The 22,905-nt window shown below is 70.4% G+C and carries 25 protein-coding genes; 10 read left to right on the top strand and 15 right to left on the bottom strand.

What is annotated here, in order from left to right; translation table 11 throughout:
• Positions 1-297 precede the first annotated feature (297 nt).
• From EDF31_RS19935 to EDF31_RS08520, 5 genes are all read left to right on the top strand, one after another.
• Entirely contained in the window at positions 298-1,239 is a 942-nt protein-coding gene (locus EDF31_RS19935) for a cation-transporting ATPase (RefSeq protein ID WP_165901350.1), read from the top strand.
• Positions 1,240-1,456: 217 nt separating this feature from the next.
• Positions 1,457-3,121, top strand: a complete 1,665-nt coding sequence (locus EDF31_RS08535) for an ABC transporter substrate-binding protein (protein WP_165901369.1) — start codon at positions 1,457-1,459, stop codon at positions 3,119-3,121.
• Positions 3,118-4,860: an ABC transporter ATP-binding protein gene (locus tag EDF31_RS08530; RefSeq protein ID WP_131845824.1), complete on the top strand. Its 1,743-nt coding sequence runs from the start codon at positions 3,118-3,120 to the stop codon at positions 4,858-4,860. The genes EDF31_RS08535 and EDF31_RS08530 overlap by 4 nt, the downstream gene beginning before the upstream one ends.
• The gene (locus tag EDF31_RS08525) at positions 4,857-5,792 is read left to right on the top strand and encodes an ABC transporter permease (RefSeq protein WP_123291939.1); all 936 of its coding nucleotides are present in this window, start codon (positions 4,857-4,859) and stop codon (positions 5,790-5,792) included. Before EDF31_RS08530 ends, EDF31_RS08525 begins: the two co-directional genes overlap by 4 nt.
• Positions 5,789-6,787, top strand: coding sequence for an ABC transporter permease (locus tag EDF31_RS08520; RefSeq protein WP_131845823.1), 999 nt, complete (start codon positions 5,789-5,791; stop codon positions 6,785-6,787). The genes EDF31_RS08525 and EDF31_RS08520 overlap by 4 nt, the downstream gene beginning before the upstream one ends.
• A gap of 1 nt (position 6,788) precedes the next feature.
• On the opposite strand, the gene EDF31_RS08515 is transcribed toward EDF31_RS08520, so the two are convergent.
• The 6 genes from EDF31_RS08515 to EDF31_RS08490 all read right to left on the bottom strand — a co-directional run bounded on the left by EDF31_RS08515 (position 6,789) and on the right by EDF31_RS08490 (position 11,801).
• Positions 6,789-7,766, bottom strand: a complete 978-nt coding sequence (locus EDF31_RS08515; protein ID WP_131845822.1) for a squalene cyclase — start codon at positions 7,764-7,766, stop codon at positions 6,789-6,791.
• 10 nt (positions 7,767-7,776) lie between these two features.
• Positions 7,777-8,142: a DUF2087 domain-containing protein gene (locus EDF31_RS08510; RefSeq protein ID WP_131845821.1), complete on the bottom strand. Its 366-nt coding sequence runs from the start codon at positions 8,140-8,142 to the stop codon at positions 7,777-7,779.
• A gap of 107 nt (positions 8,143-8,249) precedes the next feature.
• Positions 8,250-8,576, bottom strand: coding sequence for a MazG nucleotide pyrophosphohydrolase domain-containing protein (locus tag EDF31_RS08505; protein ID WP_131845820.1), 327 nt, complete (start codon positions 8,574-8,576; stop codon positions 8,250-8,252).
• Positions 8,576-9,895: a GNAT family N-acetyltransferase gene (locus tag EDF31_RS08500; RefSeq protein ID WP_131845819.1), complete on the bottom strand. Its 1,320-nt coding sequence runs from the start codon at positions 9,893-9,895 to the stop codon at positions 8,576-8,578. Before EDF31_RS08500 ends, EDF31_RS08505 begins: the two co-directional genes overlap by 1 nt.
• 29 nt (positions 9,896-9,924) lie before the next feature.
• Entirely contained in the window at positions 9,925-11,400 is a 1,476-nt protein-coding gene (locus EDF31_RS08495) for a cryptochrome/photolyase family protein (RefSeq protein WP_131845818.1), read from the bottom strand.
• A gap of 38 nt (positions 11,401-11,438) precedes the next feature.
• On the bottom strand, positions 11,439-11,801 hold the full coding sequence (locus EDF31_RS08490; protein ID WP_123291944.1) for a hypothetical protein: 363 nt from the start codon (positions 11,799-11,801) through the stop codon (positions 11,439-11,441).
• 135 nt (positions 11,802-11,936) lie between these two features.
• Between EDF31_RS08490 and EDF31_RS08485 the strand changes: the two genes are divergently transcribed.
• Both EDF31_RS08485 and EDF31_RS08480 read left to right on the top strand, forming a co-directional pair.
• Positions 11,937-14,069 (top strand): acyltransferase family protein, encoded by a 2,133-nt coding sequence (locus EDF31_RS08485; RefSeq protein WP_123291945.1) that lies wholly within the window; start codon positions 11,937-11,939, stop codon positions 14,067-14,069.
• Positions 14,070-14,179: 110 nt separating this feature from the next.
• Positions 14,180-14,359: a hypothetical protein gene (locus tag EDF31_RS08480; protein WP_131845817.1), complete on the top strand. Its 180-nt coding sequence runs from the start codon at positions 14,180-14,182 to the stop codon at positions 14,357-14,359.
• 56 nt (positions 14,360-14,415) lie between these two features.
• On the opposite strand, the gene EDF31_RS08475 is transcribed toward EDF31_RS08480, so the two are convergent.
• The 3 genes from EDF31_RS08475 to EDF31_RS08465 are packed head-to-tail and all read right to left on the bottom strand — an operon-like array spanning position 14,416 to position 17,090.
• Complete coding sequence (locus tag EDF31_RS08475; protein WP_123938497.1) at positions 14,416-15,264, bottom strand: ABC-2 family transporter protein; 849 nt, start codon at positions 15,262-15,264, stop codon at positions 14,416-14,418.
• Complete coding sequence (locus tag EDF31_RS08470; RefSeq protein WP_123938498.1) at positions 15,257-16,090, bottom strand: ABC-2 family transporter protein; 834 nt, start codon at positions 16,088-16,090, stop codon at positions 15,257-15,259. The genes EDF31_RS08475 and EDF31_RS08470 overlap by 8 nt, the downstream gene beginning before the upstream one ends.
• Entirely contained in the window at positions 16,080-17,090 is a 1,011-nt protein-coding gene (locus EDF31_RS08465) for an ATP-binding cassette domain-containing protein (protein ID WP_123938499.1), read from the bottom strand. Before EDF31_RS08465 ends, EDF31_RS08470 begins: the two co-directional genes overlap by 11 nt.
• Before the next feature lie 76 nt (positions 17,091-17,166).
• Between EDF31_RS08465 and EDF31_RS08460 the strand changes: the two genes are divergently transcribed.
• Positions 17,167-17,844, top strand: a complete 678-nt coding sequence (locus EDF31_RS08460) for a DUF402 domain-containing protein (protein ID WP_131845816.1) — start codon at positions 17,167-17,169, stop codon at positions 17,842-17,844.
• A gap of 6 nt (positions 17,845-17,850) precedes the next feature.
• Here the strand turns inward: EDF31_RS08460 and EDF31_RS08455 are convergent, their stop codons facing one another.
• Positions 17,851-18,357, bottom strand: coding sequence for a hypothetical protein (locus EDF31_RS08455; RefSeq protein ID WP_131845815.1), 507 nt, complete (start codon positions 18,355-18,357; stop codon positions 17,851-17,853).
• A gap of 71 nt (positions 18,358-18,428) precedes the next feature.
• Between EDF31_RS08455 and EDF31_RS08450 the strand changes: the two genes are divergently transcribed.
• Both EDF31_RS08450 and EDF31_RS08445 read left to right on the top strand, forming a co-directional pair.
• Positions 18,429-19,040 (top strand): hypothetical protein, encoded by a 612-nt coding sequence (locus tag EDF31_RS08450; protein WP_131845814.1) that lies wholly within the window; start codon positions 18,429-18,431, stop codon positions 19,038-19,040.
• A gap of 52 nt (positions 19,041-19,092) precedes the next feature.
• On the top strand, positions 19,093-19,941 hold the full coding sequence (locus tag EDF31_RS08445) for an ornithine carbamoyltransferase (protein WP_131845813.1): 849 nt from the start codon (positions 19,093-19,095) through the stop codon (positions 19,939-19,941).
• Here EDF31_RS08445 and EDF31_RS19930 read toward each other — a convergent pair.
• From EDF31_RS19930 to EDF31_RS08425, 5 genes are read right to left on the bottom strand one after another with little or no spacing between them, the layout of a single operon-like run.
• Positions 19,935-20,075 (bottom strand): hypothetical protein, encoded by a 141-nt coding sequence (locus EDF31_RS19930; RefSeq protein WP_165901085.1) that lies wholly within the window; start codon positions 20,073-20,075, stop codon positions 19,935-19,937. The genes EDF31_RS08445 and EDF31_RS19930 overlap by 7 nt on opposite strands.
• A gap of 17 nt (positions 20,076-20,092) precedes the next feature.
• Positions 20,093-20,620: a hypothetical protein gene (locus EDF31_RS08440; protein ID WP_131845812.1), complete on the bottom strand. Its 528-nt coding sequence runs from the start codon at positions 20,618-20,620 to the stop codon at positions 20,093-20,095.
• Between the two features lie 11 nt (positions 20,621-20,631).
• Entirely contained in the window at positions 20,632-21,285 is a 654-nt protein-coding gene (locus EDF31_RS08435; protein WP_131845811.1) for a signal peptidase I, read from the bottom strand.
• Positions 21,282-22,178 carry a hypothetical protein gene (locus tag EDF31_RS08430; RefSeq protein ID WP_131845810.1) on the bottom strand — a complete coding sequence of 299 codons (897 nt, stop codon included), beginning with the start codon at positions 22,176-22,178 and terminating at the stop codon, positions 21,282-21,284. The genes EDF31_RS08435 and EDF31_RS08430 overlap by 4 nt, the downstream gene beginning before the upstream one ends.
• The gene (locus EDF31_RS08425; protein ID WP_131845809.1) at positions 22,175-22,771 is read right to left on the bottom strand and encodes a TasA family protein; all 597 of its coding nucleotides are present in this window, start codon (positions 22,769-22,771) and stop codon (positions 22,175-22,177) included. Before EDF31_RS08425 ends, EDF31_RS08430 begins: the two co-directional genes overlap by 4 nt.
• Positions 22,772-22,905: the final 134 nt, after the last annotated feature.

Below are 22,905 nucleotides of genomic sequence, written 5' to 3'. Positions count from 1 at the left end.
GGATGCGTCGCCGAGCGTGCTCGGCTACCATCGGTTCCGAGCGTTGGACTCGGGATGGTTGGTTCATCCCTTGGCTTTCCACTCGGAAGGCAAATCGAAGCCCGGAACTGTTGTCGCAGTCCCGGGCTTCGTGCTTTCGCCCGGATCGCGCTCCGGCGGTGGCGCGACCGGGTCAAGCCTACGACGAACTGTCCGGTGACATTCCGGTCGTTGCTCACAGCGGTTTCCCGCCGGATGTGCGGGCGACCCGCCGGTTCGTCGCTGGGAGCGCACATGTGCATCCACAAAGGTCGGGGGATGGCGAACTTCAACCGCATCCTCGGCATGGCCTCGAAGGTCATCGACAAGCAGCTCCAGAAGCGTGGGCAGGGGGACGGTGCGCCCGGCAACGGAGCGCAGCGCGCTGGCGGGACCGACTGGCGTGACGTCGTCCGCGGTGCAGCGGACCGGCTGACGGGCGACGACCGGAGCCAGCAGCAGCGGCCGCAGCAGCAGTACGGCCAGCCGCAGCAGCGGCCCCAGCAGCAGTACGGCCAGCCGCAGCAGCACGGCCAGCAGCAGTACGGGCAGGCGCCCCAGCAGCAGTACGGCCAGCCGCAGCAGCACGGCCCGGCCGACTCGGACAAGGTCGCCCTGGCGAAGTACGACTACCTGCTCCGCACCTCGTCACCGGACCAGCTCGAGCAGGTCCACCACGACGCCTTCGCCCGCCTCACCCCGGCGCAGCGGCAGCAGGTGCGCAACCGCCTGAACTCCGAACTCCCGCCGCACGAGCACCTGCGCGACGACTCGGCGGGCGGCATGGCGCGCGCGATGACCCGCGGCGAGGTCCGCCGTCCGGGCCTGATCCGCCGCGTCCTCGGCGGCTCGAGCAACGGCAACGGCAACGGCAACGGCCGCGGGCGTGGTGGCGCCTTCGCCGGCGGTGCCGCGGTCGGCGCCGGCGCGATGGCGCTCGGCGGCATCGGTGTCGCGGTCGCCGGGGGAGCGGTGCTGAGCGCCGCCGCCGGGCCCGTGCTGGCCGAGGCCGCGAACCTCGGCGTCGACTTCGACGGCATCGCCTCCGGCATCGGCGACCTCGGACTGGCCGACCTCGGGGCCGACCTCGGCGGCGGCTTCGAGGGGATCGCGGGCGAGGGTGAGCAGCTCCTCGGCGGCCTCGGTGAGCAGGCGTCGGGCCTCGGCGAGCAGGCCTCGAACCTGGGCAACGACTTCCTCGGGGGCCTGTTCGACCGCTGACCCACGCCCCTCGGGTGGACTCGGTGCAGATCCATCGGGAATAGACGGACGTCGCGCGGCACTTGGATTGTTTCGTCGTGCGACGTCTGTCGCACGTGTGATTCGGACGGGCGACCGCCGCGGTGTCAGGATGGACGCCGCCCGGCGACCCGGTCCGTGCAACCACAGCGGCTGCAGCACGGTCGCCACCACCCTTCCCACGAGGAGCACCACCGTCATGAGACGCCCGAACCGCCTGACGATCACCGCGGCCGTCGCCGCAGCAGCAGCCCTGGTCCTGACCGGCTGCTCGGGTGGGAGCTCGTCCGACGACGGTGACGGCACGGCCAAGGGCGGCACGCTCAACATCCTGACGACGGCCACCGCGGTGCACCTCGACCCGGCGACGAGCCAGAACCTGAACATCACCACCTTGGGTCTGGTGCTCCGCCGGCTGACGGCGTGGGACGTCGAGCCCGGCAAGGCCGCCAAGGTGGTGCCGGACCTGGCGACGAACACCGGCGACTCGAGCGACGGCGGCAAGACCTGGACGTACCACCTGAAGGACGGGCTGAAGTTCCAGGACGGCACGCCGATCACCACGAAGGACATCAAGTGGGGCATCGAGCGCTCGTTCGCGCCGACCCTGACCGGTGGCCTGAGCTACCACAAGTCGCTCCTGGTCGGTGGCGAGGACTACAAGGGCCCGTTCGACGGCAAGACCCTCGACAGTATCGAGACGCCTGACGACTCGACCATCGTCTTCAAGCTCAACGCCGCGTACGGCGACTGGCCGTGGCTCGTGTCGATGCCGGCGTTCGCTCCGGTTCCCGACGGCGACGGCACGGACACGGGTGCGTACGACAGCAAGCCGGTCGCGTCCGGGCCGTACCAGGTGCAGTCGAACACCCAGGGCTCGCAGATCACCCTCGTCCGGAACAAGGAGTGGAGCGCGAAGACCGACGACGTCCGCACCGCCGGCCCGTCGAAGGTCGTGTTCAAGGAGAGCCAGGATCCGTCGACCGTCACGCAGACGCTGATCGCCGACAACGGTGACGCGAAGGACTCTTTCGGCGCGAGCTACCTCGGCGCAGCCGAGCTGAACCAGGTGCGGAGCAACCCCGCCGCCCAGGACCGCCTCGCCACGTCGAAGGCCGGCCCGATCAACTACATGGCGATCAACACCCAGAAGGGATCGCTCAAGGACCTCAAGGTCCGTCAGGCCCTGCAGTACGCCGTCGACAAGAAGTCGTACCGGATCGCTGCGGGCGGCGCGCTCGCCGGTTCGTACGCCACGACCCTGATCACGCCGGGCATCGCGGGCCGCGAGGACTACGACCTGTACAAGCCCGGCGCGAACGGTGACGTCGCGAAGGCGAAGCAGCTCCTCAAGGACGCGGGCGTGTCCGACCTCAAGCTGACCCTGGCGACCCAGAACGACCCGACCTACCTCGCCCAGGCGCAGGCGCTGCAGTCCGGCCTCAAGCGCGCCGGCATCACCGTCACGCTGAAGCCGCTCGACGCGGACTCGTTCTACACCGCGACGACCGACGGCACCGACTTCGACCTGGCGCTGTTCAGCTGGCAGCCGGACTTCCCGAGCGCGAACGCCAACATCCAGCCGCTCTACGACTCGTCGCAGATCGGTGGCGGCGGCTACAACGTCTCGAAGTACAGCAACCCCGACGTGGACGCCCTGATCAAGAAGGCCAGCGCCACCGTCGACCAGCAGGACGCGCAGAAGCTGTGGGTCGAAGCGGACAAGAAGATCATGGCCGACGCGCCGATCGTCCCGCTGACCTACGCGAAGCAGTCGTTCCTGGCCGGTTCGAACGTGCAGAACTTCCAGATCGCGGACTTCCCGGCGTACCCGAACTACCTCAAGGTCTCGCTCGCGAAGTGAGTTCGCCGCTGCTCGAGGTCGAGGGGCTCCGCGTCGCGTTCGGCGACGCGGAGCCCGTCGTCCGTGACGTCTCCTTCACCCTGACCCCCGGACGCGTGCTCGCGCTCGTGGGCGAGTCCGGCTCCGGCAAGTCCGTCAGCGCCATGAGCGTGCTCGGTCTGCTGCCGCCCGAAGCGCGGGTCTCCGGCAGCGTCCGGTTCCGCGGCGAGGAACTCGTCGGCGCCTCCGACGACACGCTCCGTGCCGTTCGCGGCGCCGGCATCGGCGTCGTGTTCCAGGAACCGATGAACTCGTTCACGCCGGTGCTGTCCATCGGCACGCAGGTCGCCGAGGCGATCCGGGCGCACCCGACGGACCTGGATCGTGCAGCGGTCTCCGCGCGCGTCGACGAGCTGCTGCGTGCCGCAGGCCTCACCGACCCCGAGCGGATCCGCAAGGCGTACCCGCACGAACTGTCCGGCGGGCAGCTGCAGCGCGCCATGATCGCGATGGCCCTGGCCGGGGACCCGGTCGCGCTGATCGCCGACGAGCCGACGACCGCCCTGGACGTCACGGTGCAGGCCGGGATCCTCGACCTGCTCCGCCGACTCGGTCGCGAGCGCTCCTTGGCCGTCCTGCTGATCACGCACGACATGGGTGTGGTGGCGGACGTCGCGGACGAGCTCCTGGTGATGCGCCGCGGCGACCCCGTCGAGCACGGCACGGTGGCCGAGGTCTTCGCGCACCCGTCCGCCGACTACACGCGCGAGCTCCTCGCCGCCGTCCCCAGCCTGGAGGCCCGTCCCACGTCCGCCACGCCGGCTGCGGGCCCCGAGACTCGGCCTGGACGACAGGACGCGGCCCCCGGGACGCACGCCGTGTCGTCGAACGCGAGTCTCGGTCCGACCGAAGCGAGTCTCACGGAGGCGAGTCGCGCCTCCCGGCTGCCGGTCGCGCAGCTGCGCGACGTCGCCGTGCGGTACTCGCGCCGCGGCGGACCGACCGTGTCGGGCATCGACCTGGACCTGCGGGCCGGCGAGACCGTCGGGCTGGTGGGGGAGTCGGGGTCCGGCAAGTCGACCATCGGACGTGCGCTGGCGGGCCTCGTGCCCGTCGTCGAGGGCTCGGTCGAGGTCGACGGCAGCGACCTGCGGACCGCCAGAGGCCGACGGCTCCGCGAGCTCCGCAGCCGCGTCGGCATCGTCTTCCAGGACCCGGCGTCGTCGCTCAACCCACGGCAGACCATCGGCTGGAGCATCGCCGAGCCGTTGCTCGTGCACGGGACGGCCTCGGCGGCCGATCGTGCGGAACGCGTCCGTGAACTGCTGACCGCCGTGCAGCTCGACCCGTCGTGGGCCGAGCGGTTCCCGCACCAGCTCTCCGGCGGGCAGCGCCAGCGCGTCGCCGTCGCGCGGGCCTTGGCGCTCCGTCCGGCGCTCGTCATCGCCGACGAGCCCACCTCGGCACTCGATGTGACCGTGCAGGCGGCCGTGCTCGACCTGCTCGCGCAGCTGCAGGACGAGTTCGGGTTCGGCATGCTCCTCATCAGCCACGACCTCGCGGTCGTCCGGCAGCTCGCTGACGAGGTCGTCGTCCTGCACGACGGTCGCGTGGTCGAGCGGGGGACCACGGACGCCGTGCTCGACGACCCGCAGCAGGACTACACGCGCATGCTGCTCGCAGCGGCGCCCGTCGCCGATCCCGTGCGACAGGCGGCCCGCCGCGAAGCCTGGCGCGCCTGGGAAGGAGTGTCCTCGTGACCGCCAACGTCGTCGAGCGCCCCGTGGCCTCGTCCGGACGCACCACCGGCTTCCGCGCCGTGGTGCGCCGCATCCGGCAGGACCGCTGGGCCGTGACCTCGGCGGTCGTCATCGTCGTGTTCCTCGTGGTCGCCGTCGCGGCGCCGCTCATCAGTGCCGTCACCGGGCAGGATCCCTACGGGTACGACATCGACGCGCTCAACTCGTTCGGGGCGCCGAAGGGCTTCGGCGGGGGGATCAGCGCCGAGCACTGGTTCGGCGTCGAGCCGCTGACCGGTCGCGACCTGTTCGCGATCGTGACGTACGGTGCCCGGACGTCGCTCGGCATCGGGCTCGCCGCGACCTTCCTGTCGATCGTCATCGGGGTGCTCGTCGGCGTCACCACCGGCTTCTTCGGCGGCTGGTACGACCGCGTGCTCTCCCGCGTGGTCGACGTGATCTTCGGCTTCCCGTCGCTCGTCTTCATGATCGCCCTGACCGCGATCGTGCCGACGTCGTTCCCGAAGCCCGTCCTGGTCGTGCTCGTCATCGGGTTCTTCGGCTGGCCGTCCGTCGCCCGCGTGGTCCGCGGCCAGACACTGTCGCTCGTCAGTCGGAACTACGTCGTCGCCTCCACGGCGATGGGCGCTGGCCGGTGGCACGTCATCCGCACCCAGCTGCTGCCGAACCTGGCGGCGACGATCACCGTCTACGCGACGATCTCGATCCCGTCGATGATCGGCGCCGAAGCCGCGCTGTCGTTCCTGGCGGTCGGCGTGACCCCGCCGACGCCCTCGTGGGGCCGCAGCATCGGCGACGCCGTCGGTTGGGTGCAGACCGACCCGATGTACCTCGTGTTCCCCGGAGTGGCACTGTTCCTCATCACCCTCGCGTTCAACGTGCTCGGCGACGCGCTGCGTGACGCCCTCGACCCGAGAGGAGCACGCCGATGAGCACCTTCCGCTTCATCGCGATCCGCGTCCTCGGTGCAGCCGTCGTGCTGCTCGTCGTCGCCGCGATCACCTACGCCCTGTTCATGCTGCTGCCGACGAACCCCGCGCGGGCGATCTGCGACAAGCCCTGCACGCCGGACCGGCTGCGCGAGGTGCAGGCGTTCCTGGGCACCGACAAGCCGTGGCTGGTGCAGTTCGGCGCCTACCTGGCGGGGATCTTCACCGGCCGCACGTTCGGCAGCGGCGCGTCCGTGATCACCTGCGCCGCACCGTGCTTCGGGTACTCGTTCCAGCTGCACGAGAGCGTCACCGACCTGATCCTGTCCCGCCTGCCCGTCACCGCGTCGATCGCCGTCGGTGCCGCCGTGCTCTGGCTCGTCGCCGGGGTGTTCGGCGGAGCCGTCTCGGCGCTCCGTCGCGGCACGTTCGTCGACCGGGCCGTGATGACCGTCGCGGTCGCCGGGGTCTCGTCGCCGGCCTACCTGATCGGGTTGCTCGGCATCCTGCTGTTCGGGTTCGTGCTCGGCATCCTGCCGACGAGCGGGTACGTCGCGTTCACCGACGACCCCGTCGGCTGGTTCACCCACCTGATCCTGCCGTGGTGCGTGCTCGCGTTCATCAGCGCCGCGATCTACGCGCGCCTGACCCGCGGCGAGATGCTCGAGTCGATGTCGCAGGACTTCGTCCGGACCGCTCGAGCCAAGGGCCTGCGCGAGCGACAGGTCGTCGTGCGGCACGGACTGCGCACCGCGATCCTGCCGGTGGTGACGCTGTTCGGGCTCGACCTCGGGTCGCTGCTCGGCGGTGCGGTCATCACCGAGAAGGTGTTCTCGATGCAGGGCCTCGGCGCGCTGCTCATCGACGCCGTGCACACCCTCGACCTGCAGGTCGTCGTCGGCTTCACGTTGTTCTCGGCGCTGCTGATCGTCACTGCGAACGTGATCGTCGACGTGGTCTACGCGTTCGTCGACCCGCGGGTGCGGCGCCGGGCGTAGCTCAGCCGGCGTCCCACCAGCGCAGCACGCGGGTGCCGCACAGCGTGAGCCACTTCGACGGCTCGCCCTCGGGGACGTCGACCTCGAACCACTGCCGACCCGGTGGCCGCGTCCCCTGGGTCCACGTCCCGTCGTCGTTCCGGGCGGCTCGGACGACCTCGATCGCCTGGGCTGCCCGGGCGTCCGGCGCGGTGCCGTCCTGCAGCGCAGCAACCCGCAGGTGATCGGTGACCCGCAGCGCCGAGTAGATCCACCGCAGCGGGTACGCGAACCGGGTCGCCCACGGCCCGACGAGCTCGCCGTCGTGCTTCCGGAACAGCAGTCGCCGTTCGAGCAGGTACTCGGTGCCGCGGAGTCGAGCCGCTCGGAGTTCCGCCGCGCGGGGGTGGGTGCCGCCGGTCAGCTGCTCGTGCTGCAGGAGCCCCTCGATCACGTTGAGGGTCGAGTGGAACGACGACACCGTCGACCCCTCGATCCACTCGCAGTTCCAGCCACCGTCGTCCAGCTGGTGGTCGAGGAACCACTCCGCCAGCTGCCCGACGTCGGCACCGAGCCAGGCGCCGTTCGCCAGGGTGAAGGCGTTGATGCAGCAGTCGACCTCGCCGCTCCAGTAGGGCAGGTCCTCGTACTCCCAGCGGCTGTTCGTCGCGAGCCGAGCAGCCGTGTCCCCGAGGACCGCGGCGTCGAGCCCCCAGTCGCGCAGGGCGTTCAGCGACCAGGTCGTCGCCGTGTAGGGCTGCCCGGGCTCGTCCGCCTCGGGACCGTCGAAGTCGAAGTCCGCCGGGAAGTACGCGCCGCCGGCCCACTGCCCGTCGGGGTCCTGGTGCGCGAGCATCGCCGCCCCGAGACCCTCGGTCGCGACCCGCGCCCGGGTCTGCTGCCACACGGACGGCGGCGCACCGACCAGATCACGCTCGACCTGCCACCGGATCGCCGGGTCCGAGTCGAGCAGCCACTCGACCACCGCGTCGTCGTTCATGGCGCGGAGGCTACGCCGTGCGGAAGCCCGCCGCCACGTACCGGTAGGACGAGCCGTCGTCGGTCCGATCGACCACACCGAGGTCGACGGCGTCACGTCGGACGATCGCGACGTCCTCGCAGAACATCGCGATGGCGGCGTTCAGTACCGCCTCGGTGACGGGGCGTGACGATCCGAGTCGCTCGAACACCAACTCGACGATGCGCGTCGACAGCGGGAGCCGCTCGTCGTCCTTCACGGGCATCCGGTGGATCCGGTCGAACTCCAGGAGCGCGGCCGGCGCCTGCAGACGCTGCAGATCCTGCGCTGTACGGCCGAGCAGCGCCACATCGGGTCCGTCCGCATCCAGCCAGTCGAACGCGCTGACCGCGGACATGGTCCGCTCGTCGAGCTGAACGCGATCGACGAGCGCTGGGCGCAGTGTCCGGCTCGCCACCGCCGACACCACCTGCCGTGCACGTGCCAGCGGCTCCGTGGCCCTGCTCAACCTTCCGCCGCCAGCCGATCGGGGTGCCACTTCGCCCACTTCTCACGAACAGCGGCATCGAGCGGGACGTCGAAGTGCCGCGCGATGAGCAGGACCTGCGCGAGGACGTCCGCGATCTCGTCCCGGAAACCCTGCTCGATCTCGTCGTCCGTGCGGCCCTTGCGCCGAGCCTGACCCGAGCGCGCGAGGAACGCCTGCGTGAGTTCACCCACCTCTTCGCCGAGCTTCAGGACGAACCACTCGTCGGTGCGGTCGATGCCGTGCCGCTCGGCGTAGAACGCGGAGACGGCCTCGACCTCGTCGCTCAGGTCCTGGACGTCCATCAGAAGTAGGTGATGCCGTGCGGGGTCCGCGGGGGCAGGAGCATCGCGCGCAGCAGCTCGACCGACGCGGGGTCCGCAGCGCGGACCAGGCCGGCGGCCGCCAGGGTGACGGGCGAGACCGACCCGATGAGCAGCGCACCGAGCTCTGCCACGTCGAGCTGGACGTCGGAACCGGCCGCGTCGGCGTCGTCGGCGATGCGCGTGACGCTGCCACGGGCCTCCTGGACGTCCAGCCGGTACGTACCGGTCGTGTGGCCGAGCGCATCGGTGACCGCGAGGGTCAGCGAGCCGTCGACGGCGAACGGCCGCGACTCGAGCACCGCGGCCACGTCGAGGACGCGCAGCCAGACGTGGTCCTCTTCGTGGTCGACGTCGTACGCACGGTTGTCGCCGAGGGCCGCGACGATCGGGTCGTCGAGCCGCGAGCGGTTGTACTTCACGACGTCGTTCAGGTCGATCGACAGCAGGAACTCCCACAGCGCCGTGTAGGCCTGGTCGTTCGCGTAGACCAGGTCGACGATCTCGAGTGCGGTGTCGGAACCCCGGTCCTCCTTGACGCGCCAGGTGACGTAGCCGTCGATCTCGTCGGTGCCGTCGGCACGGTGCACCGCCGCACGGACGTCCTTCGCCTTCTGGCCGTCGTTGCCGAGCAGTCCGAAGACCACCGGCCAGGTGCCCGCGTTGCGGACCATCGAGCCGGGCGTGCGGGTGTGGAAGCGCTCGAAGACCGTCTTGCCGGGGCCGTCGGCGAGCCACTGCGGCGTGACGACGGACACCGAGCCCGACGTCGGGGCGAGGAGGGGGAGTGCGCGTTCGCGACGCACGCGCACCGCGCGCTCGCGGATCGCGCTGCCGAAGCCGAAGCGGCGGTAGATCGTGCCTTCGGACGCGGTCAGGGACGCCACGGCGTAGCCCTCGGCGACACCGCGCTCGAGCGCGTGCGTCATCATCCGGCGCAGGATGCCGCGGCGACGCTCCGTGGGCCGGACCGTGACCGCGGAGATGGCCTGCGTGTCGACGGACGACCCGTCGCCCCAGCTCAGCGCCTTGCGGAACCACGTGAAGGTGCCTGCGGGCCAGGTCTCGTCGACGGAACCGGGGAAGGGCTTCCGGACGTAGACGCCCAGGAAGGTCTCCTCGTCGGCGATGAAGTGGGACGCCATGCGCGCTGCACCTTCGGCGTCCGGATCGGCTTCGTGGAAGCCAAGGCCGACGGCCTGCATCCACGATCCGGTCTCGGCGTTCGGTGCCCCCTCGTCATCCGTCCCGGGCGCGAACTCGCGCAGCTCGTAGCGGTCGTCGAATGCCTCGTTGCTCACGCTCACGACCCTATCGGGACCGGGTGACGTCACGGCAAGGTGCGACGGGCCTCCTGCGCGACGACCTCGTCGAGGTCCGCCAGCGACCGCATCTGCTGCAGCGGGCGAGCCATCCGGTGGTTGTCGCGGAGCGCCGGTTCGACGCGCGACAGGAACGCCCAGTACCCGGCCGTGAACGGGCACGCGTCGTCGCCGACCCGCTTCGTCGGGTCGAACCGGCAGCCCCCGCAGTGGTCCGACATCCGGTCGATGTAGCGACCGCCCGACGTGTACGGCTTCGTGGCGACCATCCCGCCGTCGGCGTGCTGGGACATGCCGATGATGTTCGCCGGCATCACCCAGTCGGTGCCGTCGACGAACACGTCGGTGAACCACTCGGTCAGGTGCACCGGGTCGTAGCCGCGCTGCAGTGCCCAGTTGCCGAGCACCATGAGGCGCTGGATGTGGTGCAGCCAGCCGTGGTCGTGCAGGCCCTCGATCGCGGTCCGCACGCAGACGGCGTCGACCTCGGAAGCGTCGAGCTCCCGCCACCAGTCGGGCAGCCGTCCGTGCGCGCCGAGGGCGTTCTCCGATGCGCCGTAGTCGTCGCCGAACCACCAGTAGAGGTGCCAGACGTAGTCGCGCCATCCAGCGACCTGGCGGACGAAGCCCTCGACGCTGGCGAGCGGGGCGGCCTCGGTGCGGTGTGCTTCGAGGGCGGCGTCGATCGCCTGCCGCGGATCGAGCACCCCGAGGTTCATCGGCACGCTGAGGAGCGAGTGCGCCATCGTCCAGTCGTTCGTCAACGTGGCGTCCTCGAACGGCCCGAAGTCGCCGAGGCGCACCGCGACGAAGTCGTCGAGCGCACGCTGGGCCTCGTCCGCCGTCACCGCGAACCGACGGGTGTCGTCGCGGCCGACGAACCGGGCCGTGCCGTCCCGCTCCCACCGGTCCAGGTCGTGCCGCACCTGGTCGTCGATGTCGTCCTCGTCCGGCCACCACGGCTCCGGCAGCCCGAGGGTCGTCGCACCCTTCGGCGGCGGCTCGCGGTTCTGGTCGTCGAGGCTGAACCTCCCGCCGATCGGCTTGCCGTCGCGCAGCAACCAGCCCTCGCGGCGCCGGACACGCTCGTAGTGGTCCTCCATGCGGAACCGACCCGTGCCCTGGGCCGCCCACTCCGCGAACTCGTCCTCGTCGGTGACGAAACCGCGGCTCGGCAGGATCACGGTGTCCCGGCCCCAGTGCCGGATCTGCGCGCGGAGGGTACGGAACGGCGGGTCGATCGCCTCGAGGTCGTCGCGGCCCGTCAGCGCTTCGCGGAGGGTGTCGACCTGGACGTGCTCGGCACGGTCACCGAGTTCGCGGACGCGGTGGCGCAGGGCGCTCAGCCAGAGGTGGGCCTTCGCCCGGTGGACGGGGCGGGCGGTGAAGAACTCGCGTGCCTCGACGACGAGGGCCGGGCCGCCGTCGTCGAACAGGGGCCCGTACTGCCCGGGGAGGACCAGGCGACGACGTTCGGTGGGCATGGGTGGACCGTATCCAAGGGGCGGGGTGGGCTTGTCAGTCAGGGACGCTCGTCGACGAGGGCGATGAACCGGCTGCCGATGCCCTCGACCTCACGCCGGGTGAGCCCCGCGGTCGGTTCCGGCGCCTGGTACGGCTCGTGGTAGTCGCACATCAGGTAGTCCCACTCCGGCCACCACTTCTTCGGCCGCGCTTCTTCGGCGAACGCGCAGACGACGCACTCGAGGCGGACCCAGACCTTCTTGGCACCCGTGCGGTTCGCTCGGGACTGCACGAGCCACGCGGGCGGATCCTGTTCGATCGCGTCGAGTTCGGCTTCGCTGAGACGCGAGGGGATTCCGTGGTGGGTCGCCATCTCGAGGGTGATGTCGAGTCGAACGGCGGCGTCGCGTCGGGAGAGCATCCGACAAGATTAGGTTCTGTCGGGGCTCAGTGCCGTCGGCGATGGGGACGAGCCCGGTCGCGCGACAGTTCCGCTCTGCGGCATCTGCCACAAGCGGAGCCCGATGTGCGGGTGTGAGCTCGTAGACTCCTCGTGATGGCTGGGATCACCGTGGCGTCGCGGACTCGGCGAGGGCGCCGTACAGGCCGTGGCATTGCGGCGGACAGCACGCGGTGGGACGTGCAGGGGCTCCGCGCGTTCGCGGTCCTCGCCGTGCTGCTGTACCACCTGTGGCCGACGAGGCTTCCCGGCGGTTTCATCGGTGTCGATGTCTTCTTCGTGATCTCGGGCTTCCTGATCACCGGGCACCTGCTCCGCGAGGTCTCCGCGACCGGCCGGATCGCTCTCGCCGGGTTCTGGGCTCGTCGTGCGAAACGACTGCTCCCCGGCGCCTTCCTCACGCTCGTCGCCACTGGGGTCGCGGTCCTCCTCTGGGTGCCGAGCGCGCTCTGGGGGCAGTACGGCCGGGAGCTCATCGCCTCGGCCGTCTACGTCCAGAACTGGCAGCTCGCGGCCGATTCGGTGGACTACCTCGCCGAGGGCAACGGCGCGTCCCCGTTCCAGCATTTCTGGTCACTGTCGGTCGAGGAGCAGTTCTACATCGCGCTGCCCCTGCTGCTGCTCGGGGTCCTGTGGTTCGCGCACCGCGCACGCCGAGCACAAGCCGACCCGGTCGTCGTGACCCGCGTCGTGCTCGGCGTCGTCGTGGTGCTCTCGCTGACGTGGAGCATCGTGCAGACCGGGACCGCGTCCGGGATTGCCTACTTCTCGACGGCGACGCGAGCGTGGGAGTTCGCACTCGGCGGACTCGCCGCGACGATTCCCCTGGGCGTGCCGCGGTCGAGTGGGACGCGGACGACCCGGGCGATCGTTGCCTGGGTCGGTGCCGGCGGGCTGGTCGTCTCGCTGTTCGCCATCACCGCTGCGACGCCGTTCCCGGGCATCGCGGCGGTGCTGCCGGTCGTGTCCGCGACGCTGGTCGTGCTTCTCGGTTCGCATTCGGGACTCGAGTTGGTCGGTCATGTCGCCCCTGTCCGTTTCACCGGTCGGATCTCGTACGCCGTCTACCTCTGGCACTGGCCCGCGATCGTCCTCCTGCCGATCGTCACGCGCCACGAAGCGACCACGCTGGACAAGGTCGTGATCGTCGTCGGTGCGCTGACCCTCGGCGCGGCCACCACCCTGCTCGTCGAGGAGCCGCTCCGGTTCTCCGCGCGCGTCCGGCGCCTCCGACCCCGCCGGGTTGCGGTCTACGGGGTGCTGAGCACCCTGGTCGTGGTGGCGCTGGGCGCGACCTCGCTCACGGCCCTCCACGTCCAGCAGGTCCGGACAGCGCTGCTGGCGGAGCGCCTCGGCTCCGGCAACGTCGCGTGCTTCGGAGCCGCGGCGGAGATCGCTTCGGCCGACCCGTGCGTGAACCCAGCCCTCGCCGACGTCCGCGTGCCGTCCGCAGCGAACGCGGTCGCCGACGACGCCAACCGATCAGCCTGCTGGTCGAACGACTCGAGCACGTTCCGAGTGTGTTCCCTCGGTCCGACCACCGGGTACTCGAAGCACCTCATCGCGATCGGTGACTCGCACAACAACGTGCTGGTGGACGCCTACGCGCGGATCGCGGAGCAGCGCAACTGGCGCATCGACGTCGCCGGTCACCAGAGCTGCTACCTGACGACTGCCGAGCAGCAGGCGGGGTCCAGACGCCAGGTCAACGCGTGCACCGGCTGGAAGCAGAACGCCATGGACCACCTCCGGTCACACCCCGACCTGGACGGCGTGATCGTGACGCACTCGAGCGGTAACGGCCCGGTCGTGGTGCCGGAGGGGAGCACGGACGAGCAGACGGTCGTCGACGGACTCGTCACAGGATGGAGCGCCGCCGCCGAAGCCGGTATCCCGATCATCGCGCTCCGCGACAACCCTGCAGCACGCCCCGATGTCGTTGCGTGCGTCGGTCAGATGTCGGGACCGACCACCCCAGCCTGCGACTCTTCGCGTGCCGACGCCCTCGCACGGTTCGACGGATCCGCGGAGGCCGTCGACCGCGTGCACGGCGCTGCCCGTCTCGTCGACCTCACGGACTCGTACTGCACCGACACGGTCTGCCCCGCCGTGATCGGCGGCGTACTCGTCTACCGCGACCAGACACACCTGACGAACACGTTCGCGACGACACTCGCGCCGTACCTCGGCGACGAGATCGACGCCGCGTTGACGGCGATGCGATCTTGATCGGAACCGCCGGCGGAGGAAGCCCCCGTTCTTGCCGACGGCTTGCCCCTGAGCGTCAACGGCGCTTCGCAATGGTTGCACCCGCGATCGGTCGCACCTACGCTGCCCGCATGTGGTGGTGGATCGGAACCGGCGTGGTCCTGGCTGTGCTCCTCGTGCTGTGGTTCGTCATGCACCGGTACACCAACTTCGGCTCTCGGGCGGCGCGGTACGAGGGGAGCGACCCCGAAGTCGCTGAAGCCCTTCGGCAGGCTGAGTCCGACATCGCGCGGGGGCGCATGTACTTCTGAGGCTCTCGCAGGCGAGCGAGCGAAGCGAAGGAGGACGTCCCCGGCTACAAGGGGCGTCAGGCCCCGGGGCTCGTGTAGTGCCGGGACTGCCGCATGAAGAACCACCATCCGAATGCGAGCATCAGCGGCCCGGCCATGGGTGCGATGTCAGCGAGCCACGTCGGGACCAGCAGCTCGTCGGTCTTGCCGAGCACGACGGTCGCAGGCAGGTACGCGATGAACGCCAGCGGCAGCGCGAACGTCAGCGCGAAGACGCCCGCGGGACCGAACACGGGAAGCGGGTAGGCCCCGAAGTCGGTGAGCGTGTTGTCGACGCTGACCTTGAGGTCACGGGTGGATCCCAGCCGGAACGACAGCCCTGCGAGACCGATCTGCAGCCCGGCCTCGAGCAGACCGCCACCGATCGCGGCCGCCACGGTGAGTGCGACCAGCCAGGGCGTCCAGTCGATCGGCGCGAGCGTGATGGCGGCCACGAGGATCCCAAGCCCGAGCACCAGGTCGCCGAGGGTGCCCAGGTTGAACCACCTGGTCAGCAGCTGGATCAGCGGTGGTACGGGGCGGAGCAGGAAGCGGTCGTACTCGCCCTCGCGGATCACCATGTCGGTCGCCAGGTGCTGTCCGAAGAACACCGTCCCGACGCCGTGTGCAGTGAGCCGCAGCCCGTACAGGAAAGCGATCTGCGCCGTCGACCAGCCGGCGATGACGCCGAACCGGTCGAGCAGGACGCCGATGAACAGCAGCTGCGTCCCTTGCAGGGCCGCACTGCCCGCCATCATCAGGATCAGGTTGCCCTTGTAGATGAGGGACTGCCGGAACGCCGCGGCGAGCAGGATCCGCCACTGGCGGAACCAGCCGGGAGGCTCGGTGGCGGTCCCCGGGGCGACCGTGCGTCCGATGTCAGCCACCGTTGATCACCGTCCTCCGCAGGGCGCGCAACCACACCAGGTGGGCGGCGAACGCGAGCGCGACGATCCAACCGGCCTGCAGGGCGAGCTCACCGAGGACGTTCCAGCCCGGCGTCCGGTCGAACCAGATCGAGAGCGGGGTGAAGATCTGCGCACTGAACGGCAGCACACGGAGCACCGCGGCGAGGCCGTCCGGCATGAACCACAGCGGGATGAGCGAGCCTGAGCAGAACGCCGCCGCCATGCTGTAGATCATGTAGGCGCCGCCGACGTCGGTGGTCCAGAACGCGGTCAGCCCGACGATGAGGTTGCACTGGATCGCGATGACCAGACCGAGGACGGCGCTGAGCACGAACACGAGGGTCTGCCACCAGGTGCTCGGAGCGGGAACCGCTCCGAGCAGCAGCGCCAGGGCGAGCCCGACGATCGCCTTCGGCACGTTGGCGAGGGAGCTGCCGAGCTGCGCGGCGACGGTCTGCGTGATCAGCCCGACCGGCCGCATGATGTCGAACACCACATTGCCGTCGCGCACCCGTCGGTTCAGCGACGAGAACTGCCACGGCTGGAACACGACGGCGAACAGGGCGCCGAGGACCGCGTACCCGACGGCGTCGGCACGGTCGACGCCGCTCACCGAGGTGCGGTCGCCGTAGACCGCGTTCCACACGAGCATCACGAGGACGACCCGCATCACCGTGCTCACCGTGCCGACGAGGACATCGGCGCGGAAGACAAGGACGGAGCGCAGCCCTTGCCCGACCAACGCGAGGCGGACCGCGAGCGGGCCGGCGGGCCGGTCGCGGGCCTCCAGGACGTCAGCCGACACGGCGCACCGAGCGTGCCGTGTAGATCTCGGTGATCACGTCCTCGAGTTCCGGCTCGTGGACCGTGAGGTCCGCGATCGGCAGCGCGGCCGTGGTCCGGGCGATCGCGGTCGAGGTGGACACCTCGGTCGGGTCGTACCGGAGGTCGAGGAGGTGCGCATCACCGTGCTCGTGCGTCCCTGCTCGCTCGACGCCCTCGACCCACCAATCGCGCGGCTCCGGCCCGGACAGTTCGACGCGCAGGGTTCGGTGTGGCAGGTACGCCCGGCGGAGCGCGTCGATGTCGCCGTCGAACAGGATCCGACCGTCGTCGATGATCACCACACGACGGCACAACTGCTCCACGTCACCGATGTCGTGGGTGGTCAGCATGACCGTCGTGCCAGCGGTGCGGTTGCGCTCCCGGACGAATTCGCGGATGCGTGCCTTGGCGACCACGTCGAGCCCGACGGTCGGCTCGTCGAGGTACAGCACCGGCGGCTCGTGCAGCATCGCCGCGACGAGGTCCCCACGCATCCGCTGTCCGAGGGAGAGCGTCCGGACCGGCCGGTCGATGAAGGACCCGAGGTCGAGCAGGTCCACGAACTCGTCGAGCGTGCGTCTGTACGCCGACGGGGCGACGCCGTAGAGCTTCGCGAGGACGTCGAACGAGTCTCGGAGCGGCAGGTCGAACCACAACTGCGTGCGTTGCCCGAACACCGCACCGATGGTGCGTGCGTTCGCCGAACGGTCCTTCCACGGCACGACACCGTTCACTCGGACCTCGCCACTCGTGGGGACGAGCACACCTGTCAGCATCTTGATCGTCGTCGACTTCCCGGCGCCGTTCGGGCCGAGGTAGCCCACGATCTCGCCCGGCTCGATCGACAGCGAGACGCCGTCAACGGCCCGGTTCGTGATCGTCTTCGTGGTGAACAGGTTCCGCACACCCGAGAACGCACCCTGCACCCGGACGGGGCGTGAGAACTCCTTGACCAGACTGTCGGCGACGATGAGCGACATTCGTCCAACGTATCGAAGAAAGCCCCCAGTGGCGAGGAACCGACATCGCCCGACGCCGCTGTGAGAGCATCACCGGATGCACGACGATGTTGCGAACGACGTGCGGAGCGAACCGTTCCGCGCCGGTGAATCCGTGGTCCTCCGCAGTCTGCACGCGCTCGGTTCGCACGGTCGAGCCGTCGCCTTCGCCGTCGCGGGTCGAGTCCTCGTCGATGACGACGACGTCGCGGTGGTCGCGAGTCCGCTCGGTTCCGCGGTCCGTCGCCGGGCCGGTACCGGGAGCGGACCGAACGCGCGGCTCGTCCTCCCCTCGGACTGGGACGGCTCCTACGTCGAGGACAGCTGGTTCGGAGCGACCGTGGTCCGCGTGCACCCGAAGGGCGCAGCGTGGTCGGTGTGGCGCTGGCACGACGGGACGCAGTGGCTGCCGGACTGGTACATCAACCTCGAGCTGCCGTGGGTGCGTACGTCCGTCGGCTTCGACAGCCAGGACTGGACCCTCGACGTCATCGCGACCCGAGACGATGCGGGCCGCTGGTCGGTTCGGTACAAGGACGAAGACGAACTCGCGTTCTACAGGGACGAGGGCCTGGTCACGGAAGCGGACCGCGCGATGATCGAACGCACCGGCGAGGATGCCGCCGCGGCCGTGCACGCGGGCTCGTTCCCGTTCGAGACCGACTGGTCGCGGTGGGTGCCGGACCCGAACTGGTCCGCCCCGCAGGTGCCCGCAGGGTGGGATGCCGTCCGCTAGCTCCGCTCAGTGCGTCTGCGCTGCGAGGTCCGCGTAGGCGGCGGCGTACCAGCTGACGGCCGAGTCACCTGCCGTCGGCCCGATGGTGATCGAGTCGGCCGACGTCACGACGTAGAGGTCTTCGTCGTGGCCGCACCGGACCGAGCGCGCCGCGAGCTCCCTGCCGGTGTCTGCGCCGTCGGCGATGCGACCGCCCCAGACGGCCATGCGGACGGTTCCGTGTCCCTGGCAGGCGAGGGACACGCGGACGTGTGCGCGCTCGCCGCCGTCTGCGACGCCCAGGGACAGCCGACTCGACGCGTCGTTGGTCCCGGCACCAGCGCCGAGTTCGCCGGGCTGGTCCGCCCACCGATCCTGGACGTTCTCCATCCAGGCGGAAGCGACCTCGACGTCGTCAACCGGCGTCGCATGCCCGGAGCAGGCGGTGAGCGACACCACGACCACGAGCGTCAGCCCGATGATGCTGCTCCATCGGCGGCGGCGAAGGTGGTCGTGCACAGACGAGGCAATCATGTCGATCACAGTGTCGTGCACGCCTCCCGAGCCCGCACCCTCCCGTTCTGGCGTCGTACGCTGGGCGAGTGGTGAGCGCGATCGTCCTCGTGATGGCCGAGTACATGGTCGACGACTCCCCGCTCTGGTACCGCGGGTCGCGCGAGTGCATCGGGAGCGTTGATGCGGGAGCTCTCGGGCTGAGCAGGCCGCTGCGCGACGACCTCAGGGCGTGGAACGACGTCTTCGACTCCCTCGGCGAGCCCGACTTCGACTGGCCTTCCGGAGCGGTCCGTGACGCTCATCGCGTCGAAGCGTTCGTGCTCGCGAGCCGTGTGCAACTCGAGCTCGGTGACGACGCTCATGTCTGGTGCGGAGCTGGCGCCGGCATCGACACGGTGGCCGAGGCAGGTACTGCCGTCGTGCTGCCGAGTGCACGACCCGGAACCGATGTCGAGTTCGTGCGTGACGGGGAGCGGGACGTCCGGTCGGCACGCGCCGCGGGTACTGGTGATGGCACCGCCAAGGCGATCGTGCACTGGCGTGCCCTCACCGAACGAGTCGGGACGCCGTTCGGTGATGCCGAGACCCGCGCCGTCGGGCTCCGGACGGCGGCGCGCATCCAAGCCGATGTCGGCGTTGGCGCCCGGGTGGTCTTCCTCAGCGGCGCATCGGTGGCGTATCGATTGGACGAGTTCGGCTGAGGCTGACACCCTCCAAGCACACGCTGTTCCGGACAGTCCCTACGGTGGTGGGATGCGTTCTCTCGCCAAGCTCGATGACTGGTCTCCGTCCGACGTCCATGCGGTCTTCGAGCTTGCTGACGCGTACCAGCACGGCCGGGGACCGGTGACGGCGGGGTCGGCAGCCATGTTCTTCCCGCCGACCAGTCTGCGAACCAGGGTGACGTTCGAGCAAGGTGCTTCGCTGATGGGGCTCGATCCGATCGTGTTCCCGGACACGACGCTCGACAAGCCAGAGGCGCTGGCAGACGTCGCCCGGTACCTCGACAACTGGGTCGACATCATCGTGGTGCGTCACCGTGACCTCGCCGTCATCGAGGGACTGGCTGCCGCGCATGCGTTGCCTGTCGTGAACGCCATGACCGACGAGAACCACCCGTGCGAGGTCCTCTCCGACCTCTACGCACTGCAGCAGCGTGGGGAGGTCTCGTCGCTCCGCTTCCTCTTCGTCGGGGCGGACGGCAACATCGCCAGAGCATGGCAGGAAGCTGCTCGAGTCCTGCGACTCGACCTGGTCCAATGCTGCCCGGCCGGCCTCGCAACGCCGGGCGCTGCATGGACCGACGACCTCGAGACTGCCGTGCGGTCAGCGGACGTGATCCTGACGGACGGCCCCGGAGCGCACGCCGACGCCCTCGAGTCGTACCGGATCACCGCGGCGCTCCTCGACCTCGCGCCGACGGGAGCCCGCTTCGACCCGTGTCCGCCGTTCGTGCGTGGCCGTGAGGTCAGCGCCGATGCCGTGGAACACCCCGCGTTCGTCGGGCACGGGTTCAAGGCCGCACTGCTCCCGGTGCAGCAAGCAGTGATGGCGTTCTGCCTCGGTCTCGGACCGTCGGGCGGCTCCGCCAGCCGTCAGTAGTCGGGGTCCTGCCGGTCCTGGTCCTGCCAGGGCAGCATCCGACCGGCGACCAGCGACAGCACGCCCCCGAACATGAAGACGAGCAGCACCGCCCACCAGGGGTTGCGTCGTTCGCGCGGCTGCTGTCCGTCCATGCCGTCACGATAGCGGGTCAGTCGGTCGCACCCCGGGGCGGTTCGACGAGCAACCCGACGCGGTCGGCCAGGTAGTCGGCGAGCGGGACGGCGGAGCCGGCAGCCGGTGACCAGAGGACGAGCGGCACGTCGTCCTCGACGAAGAGCACCCCGGTCGAGCCGACGAGCGTTCCGTCCAACGCGATCGCCGTTGCGCCGTGGTTGACGGTGTCGCCGGCCGCGAAGTGTCCCTTCGCCGCAGCAGCGCGGTAGGCCCGACGGACCTCGGCGGAGACCGACTGGAACTGTGCCCGGCCCGGATCGGTGACCCGGGTGATCGCCCCGGTGGCCCAGACCCGACCGCCGGACTCGAGCGACGACCCGATCAGCAGCGCACCGACCCGCCACACGCGACCAAGGGGCCGCATGGTCGCTTCGCGGCGGATGCCGAGCACCGCCTTCGGCTGCGCGTACTCGCCAAGCGCCTCGTCCGGCACTCCGGCGGAACGGAGCCGTCGTGCGGCGTCGTCGAGCAGTTCCCTCGCTCGCTGCACTCCGTCGGTCACGTCCACCGAGCCTAGACCGGGGCCTGCCCCGAGCCCCGGTGCGACGCCCTGCGGCGCCCGTGACCGGCCGTCGCACGTCGCCCGTGCCCAGCTGTCGATCGTCGCCGGCGGGCGGCCGTGACGGTCCCGATGGTGATCATCACACCGCCGTACGCCAGCAGGACCCCGGCGACGGTCGGGATGAGCCAGCTCCGCGAGCCGTTGACGAGCTGGTTGACGACACCGACCTCGGGGATGCTGTACCAGACCACGCCCCGGATCTGTGCGGCGGTGACGGGGTGCGGGTCGGCCTCCGCGTTGTTGTCGCCCTTGAGGACGAACGTGCGTTCGCCGTTCGACGCCGAGGACACCGAGACCACGCGGTGGCTGATGACGGCCGGCTGGCCGGAGACGATCTGGTAGGTGACGACGTCCCCCACCTCGATGTCGTCGACGGCGGTGGGACGGACGACGAGCAGCGTGCCCGGGGGCAGCGTCGGCTCCATCGACTCGGTCAGGACCGTCAGCGGCATCGACCCGGTGGCCTTGGGCACCACGATGAGCACGACGGCGAGGGCCGCGACGAGCAGGAGCAGCCCGGTGCTCACGCCGAGGACGACGGCGTGCACGACCGCACGCGCGCCGGAGCGCTCGGCACGTCCGAGACGGGCGGTTGCGCGGGTCATGCGCCGCACCGGATCGCCGCGCCGTTGTTCTGCGTGAAGAGCGTGACCGGGCCGCTGCCGGCGACGGTCGAGGTCGGGTTGCCGGCGCTGTCGAGCACCTTGACGGTGACGGGGAGCGTGCCGGAGGTGCCGGCGCTCGCCGGGATGTCGTTCGGGGCGATGGTGATGAACGCCGAGTAGTCCTGCGCCTTCTGGCCGACCGCGGTGGTGCCGACGAAGGCGCCGTACCAGGTGTCCTTCGGTCGGTTCGCGGCGTCCCAGCGCACCTCGACGTACCAGCCGTCGTGGTCCGTGCAGACCAGTGCGGGACCGGTGTCCGCGGCCGTCGCCGGGGTGGTCAGGGTGAACCCGCCCTGCACGACGCCCGAGGTCCAGCTGCCGCTTGCCACGGTGAGGTTGACGTTCACGGTGGCCGTGGCGGATGCCGGCGCCGAGGACTTGAGCGTGCTGCGGGTGCACCAGATGGCGGAGGCCCCGGCGGCGAGCTTGGACGTCATGCTCGGCAGCGACGCCCAGGTACCCGTGACCGATCCGCTGCCGACGGCGGTGTTCGTCGTGCACGCCGCGGTCGAGGCGACGGGCCACGCGACGACGGTGACCGCCTGCGCGAGCGCGGTCGAGCTGCCGGAGACGACGGACACGGTGGTCGTCGCGGTGCCGGCGATCGTGCCCGAGTCGGTGAGCGTGATCGGCTTCGTGACCGACGTCACCGTTGACGAGAAGGTGGTGGTCAACGCGCTCGTGCCGGTGATCGAGGCGGAGACCTTGCCGATCGCGACGCTCGAGGCCGTGGTGCCGGACGCGCTCCACAGTGCCCAGGCGGCGCTCGATCCGCCGCCGACGAACACGGCGGTGAGCAGCACGGCGACGACGAGTCGGAGTCGGCGGTTCATGCGGAGACCTGCGTTCCGGTGACGGTGAGGGTGAAGTCGGTGACGGCGCCGGAGACGCTCTGCGGTGCGTCTGCGTCGAGGACCAGCTCGACACAGCCGACGGAGCTCGCACCGGGCTGCAGCGTGAACGAGCTGCTGCCGGTGTCGAAGGCGGCGAGACGGCCGCTCGCGCCGGACAGCCCGGCGGTGCAGGTCGCAGCCGATGACACGTTGGTCAACCGGAGCGTCAGTTCGCCGAGCACGGCCGCCGACGAGGCGTTCGTTGCGGAGGCGACCTTCGTGGACGTCGTGGCGACGCGCATCGACAGCGGGATCGAACCGGTGTTCTTCACGGCGAAGGTGCCGGTGACGCCGGTCCCCAGTGCGAGGACGGTGGTGTTCATCGTCGAAAGGGTGCCGACGGTGATCGTCGCCGTCGCGGACTTGACGGTGGTGGCAGCGGTGCTGGCGGTGCCGTTCCAGAGGGCGTAGGTCCCGCCGACGCCGAGGAGCGCCGTGGCGACCGCGACGACCAGGGCGAGCGCGACGGGCAGGACCCACCGGTGGCGTCGTGCTGCGCGGTGGCGGCCCGTCGTCCTCGGTGTCCCGGTCATGTGCGTCCCCTGGTGCTCGTGAGCCTCTGCTGGTGCGGACCACAAGGGGCCCAGCCGGGCCACAAGGGCCCAGCCGGGCCACAAGGGCCCAGCACGGGCCACGACCGGCGGATCAGGGGCCGGTCGTGGCCCGC

It is taken from the genome of Curtobacterium sp. PhB142 (assembly GCF_004341255.1).
Taxonomy (GTDB): domain Bacteria; phylum Actinomycetota; class Actinomycetes; order Actinomycetales; family Microbacteriaceae; genus Curtobacterium.
This window is presented reverse-complemented; position numbering and strand designations above follow the sequence as displayed.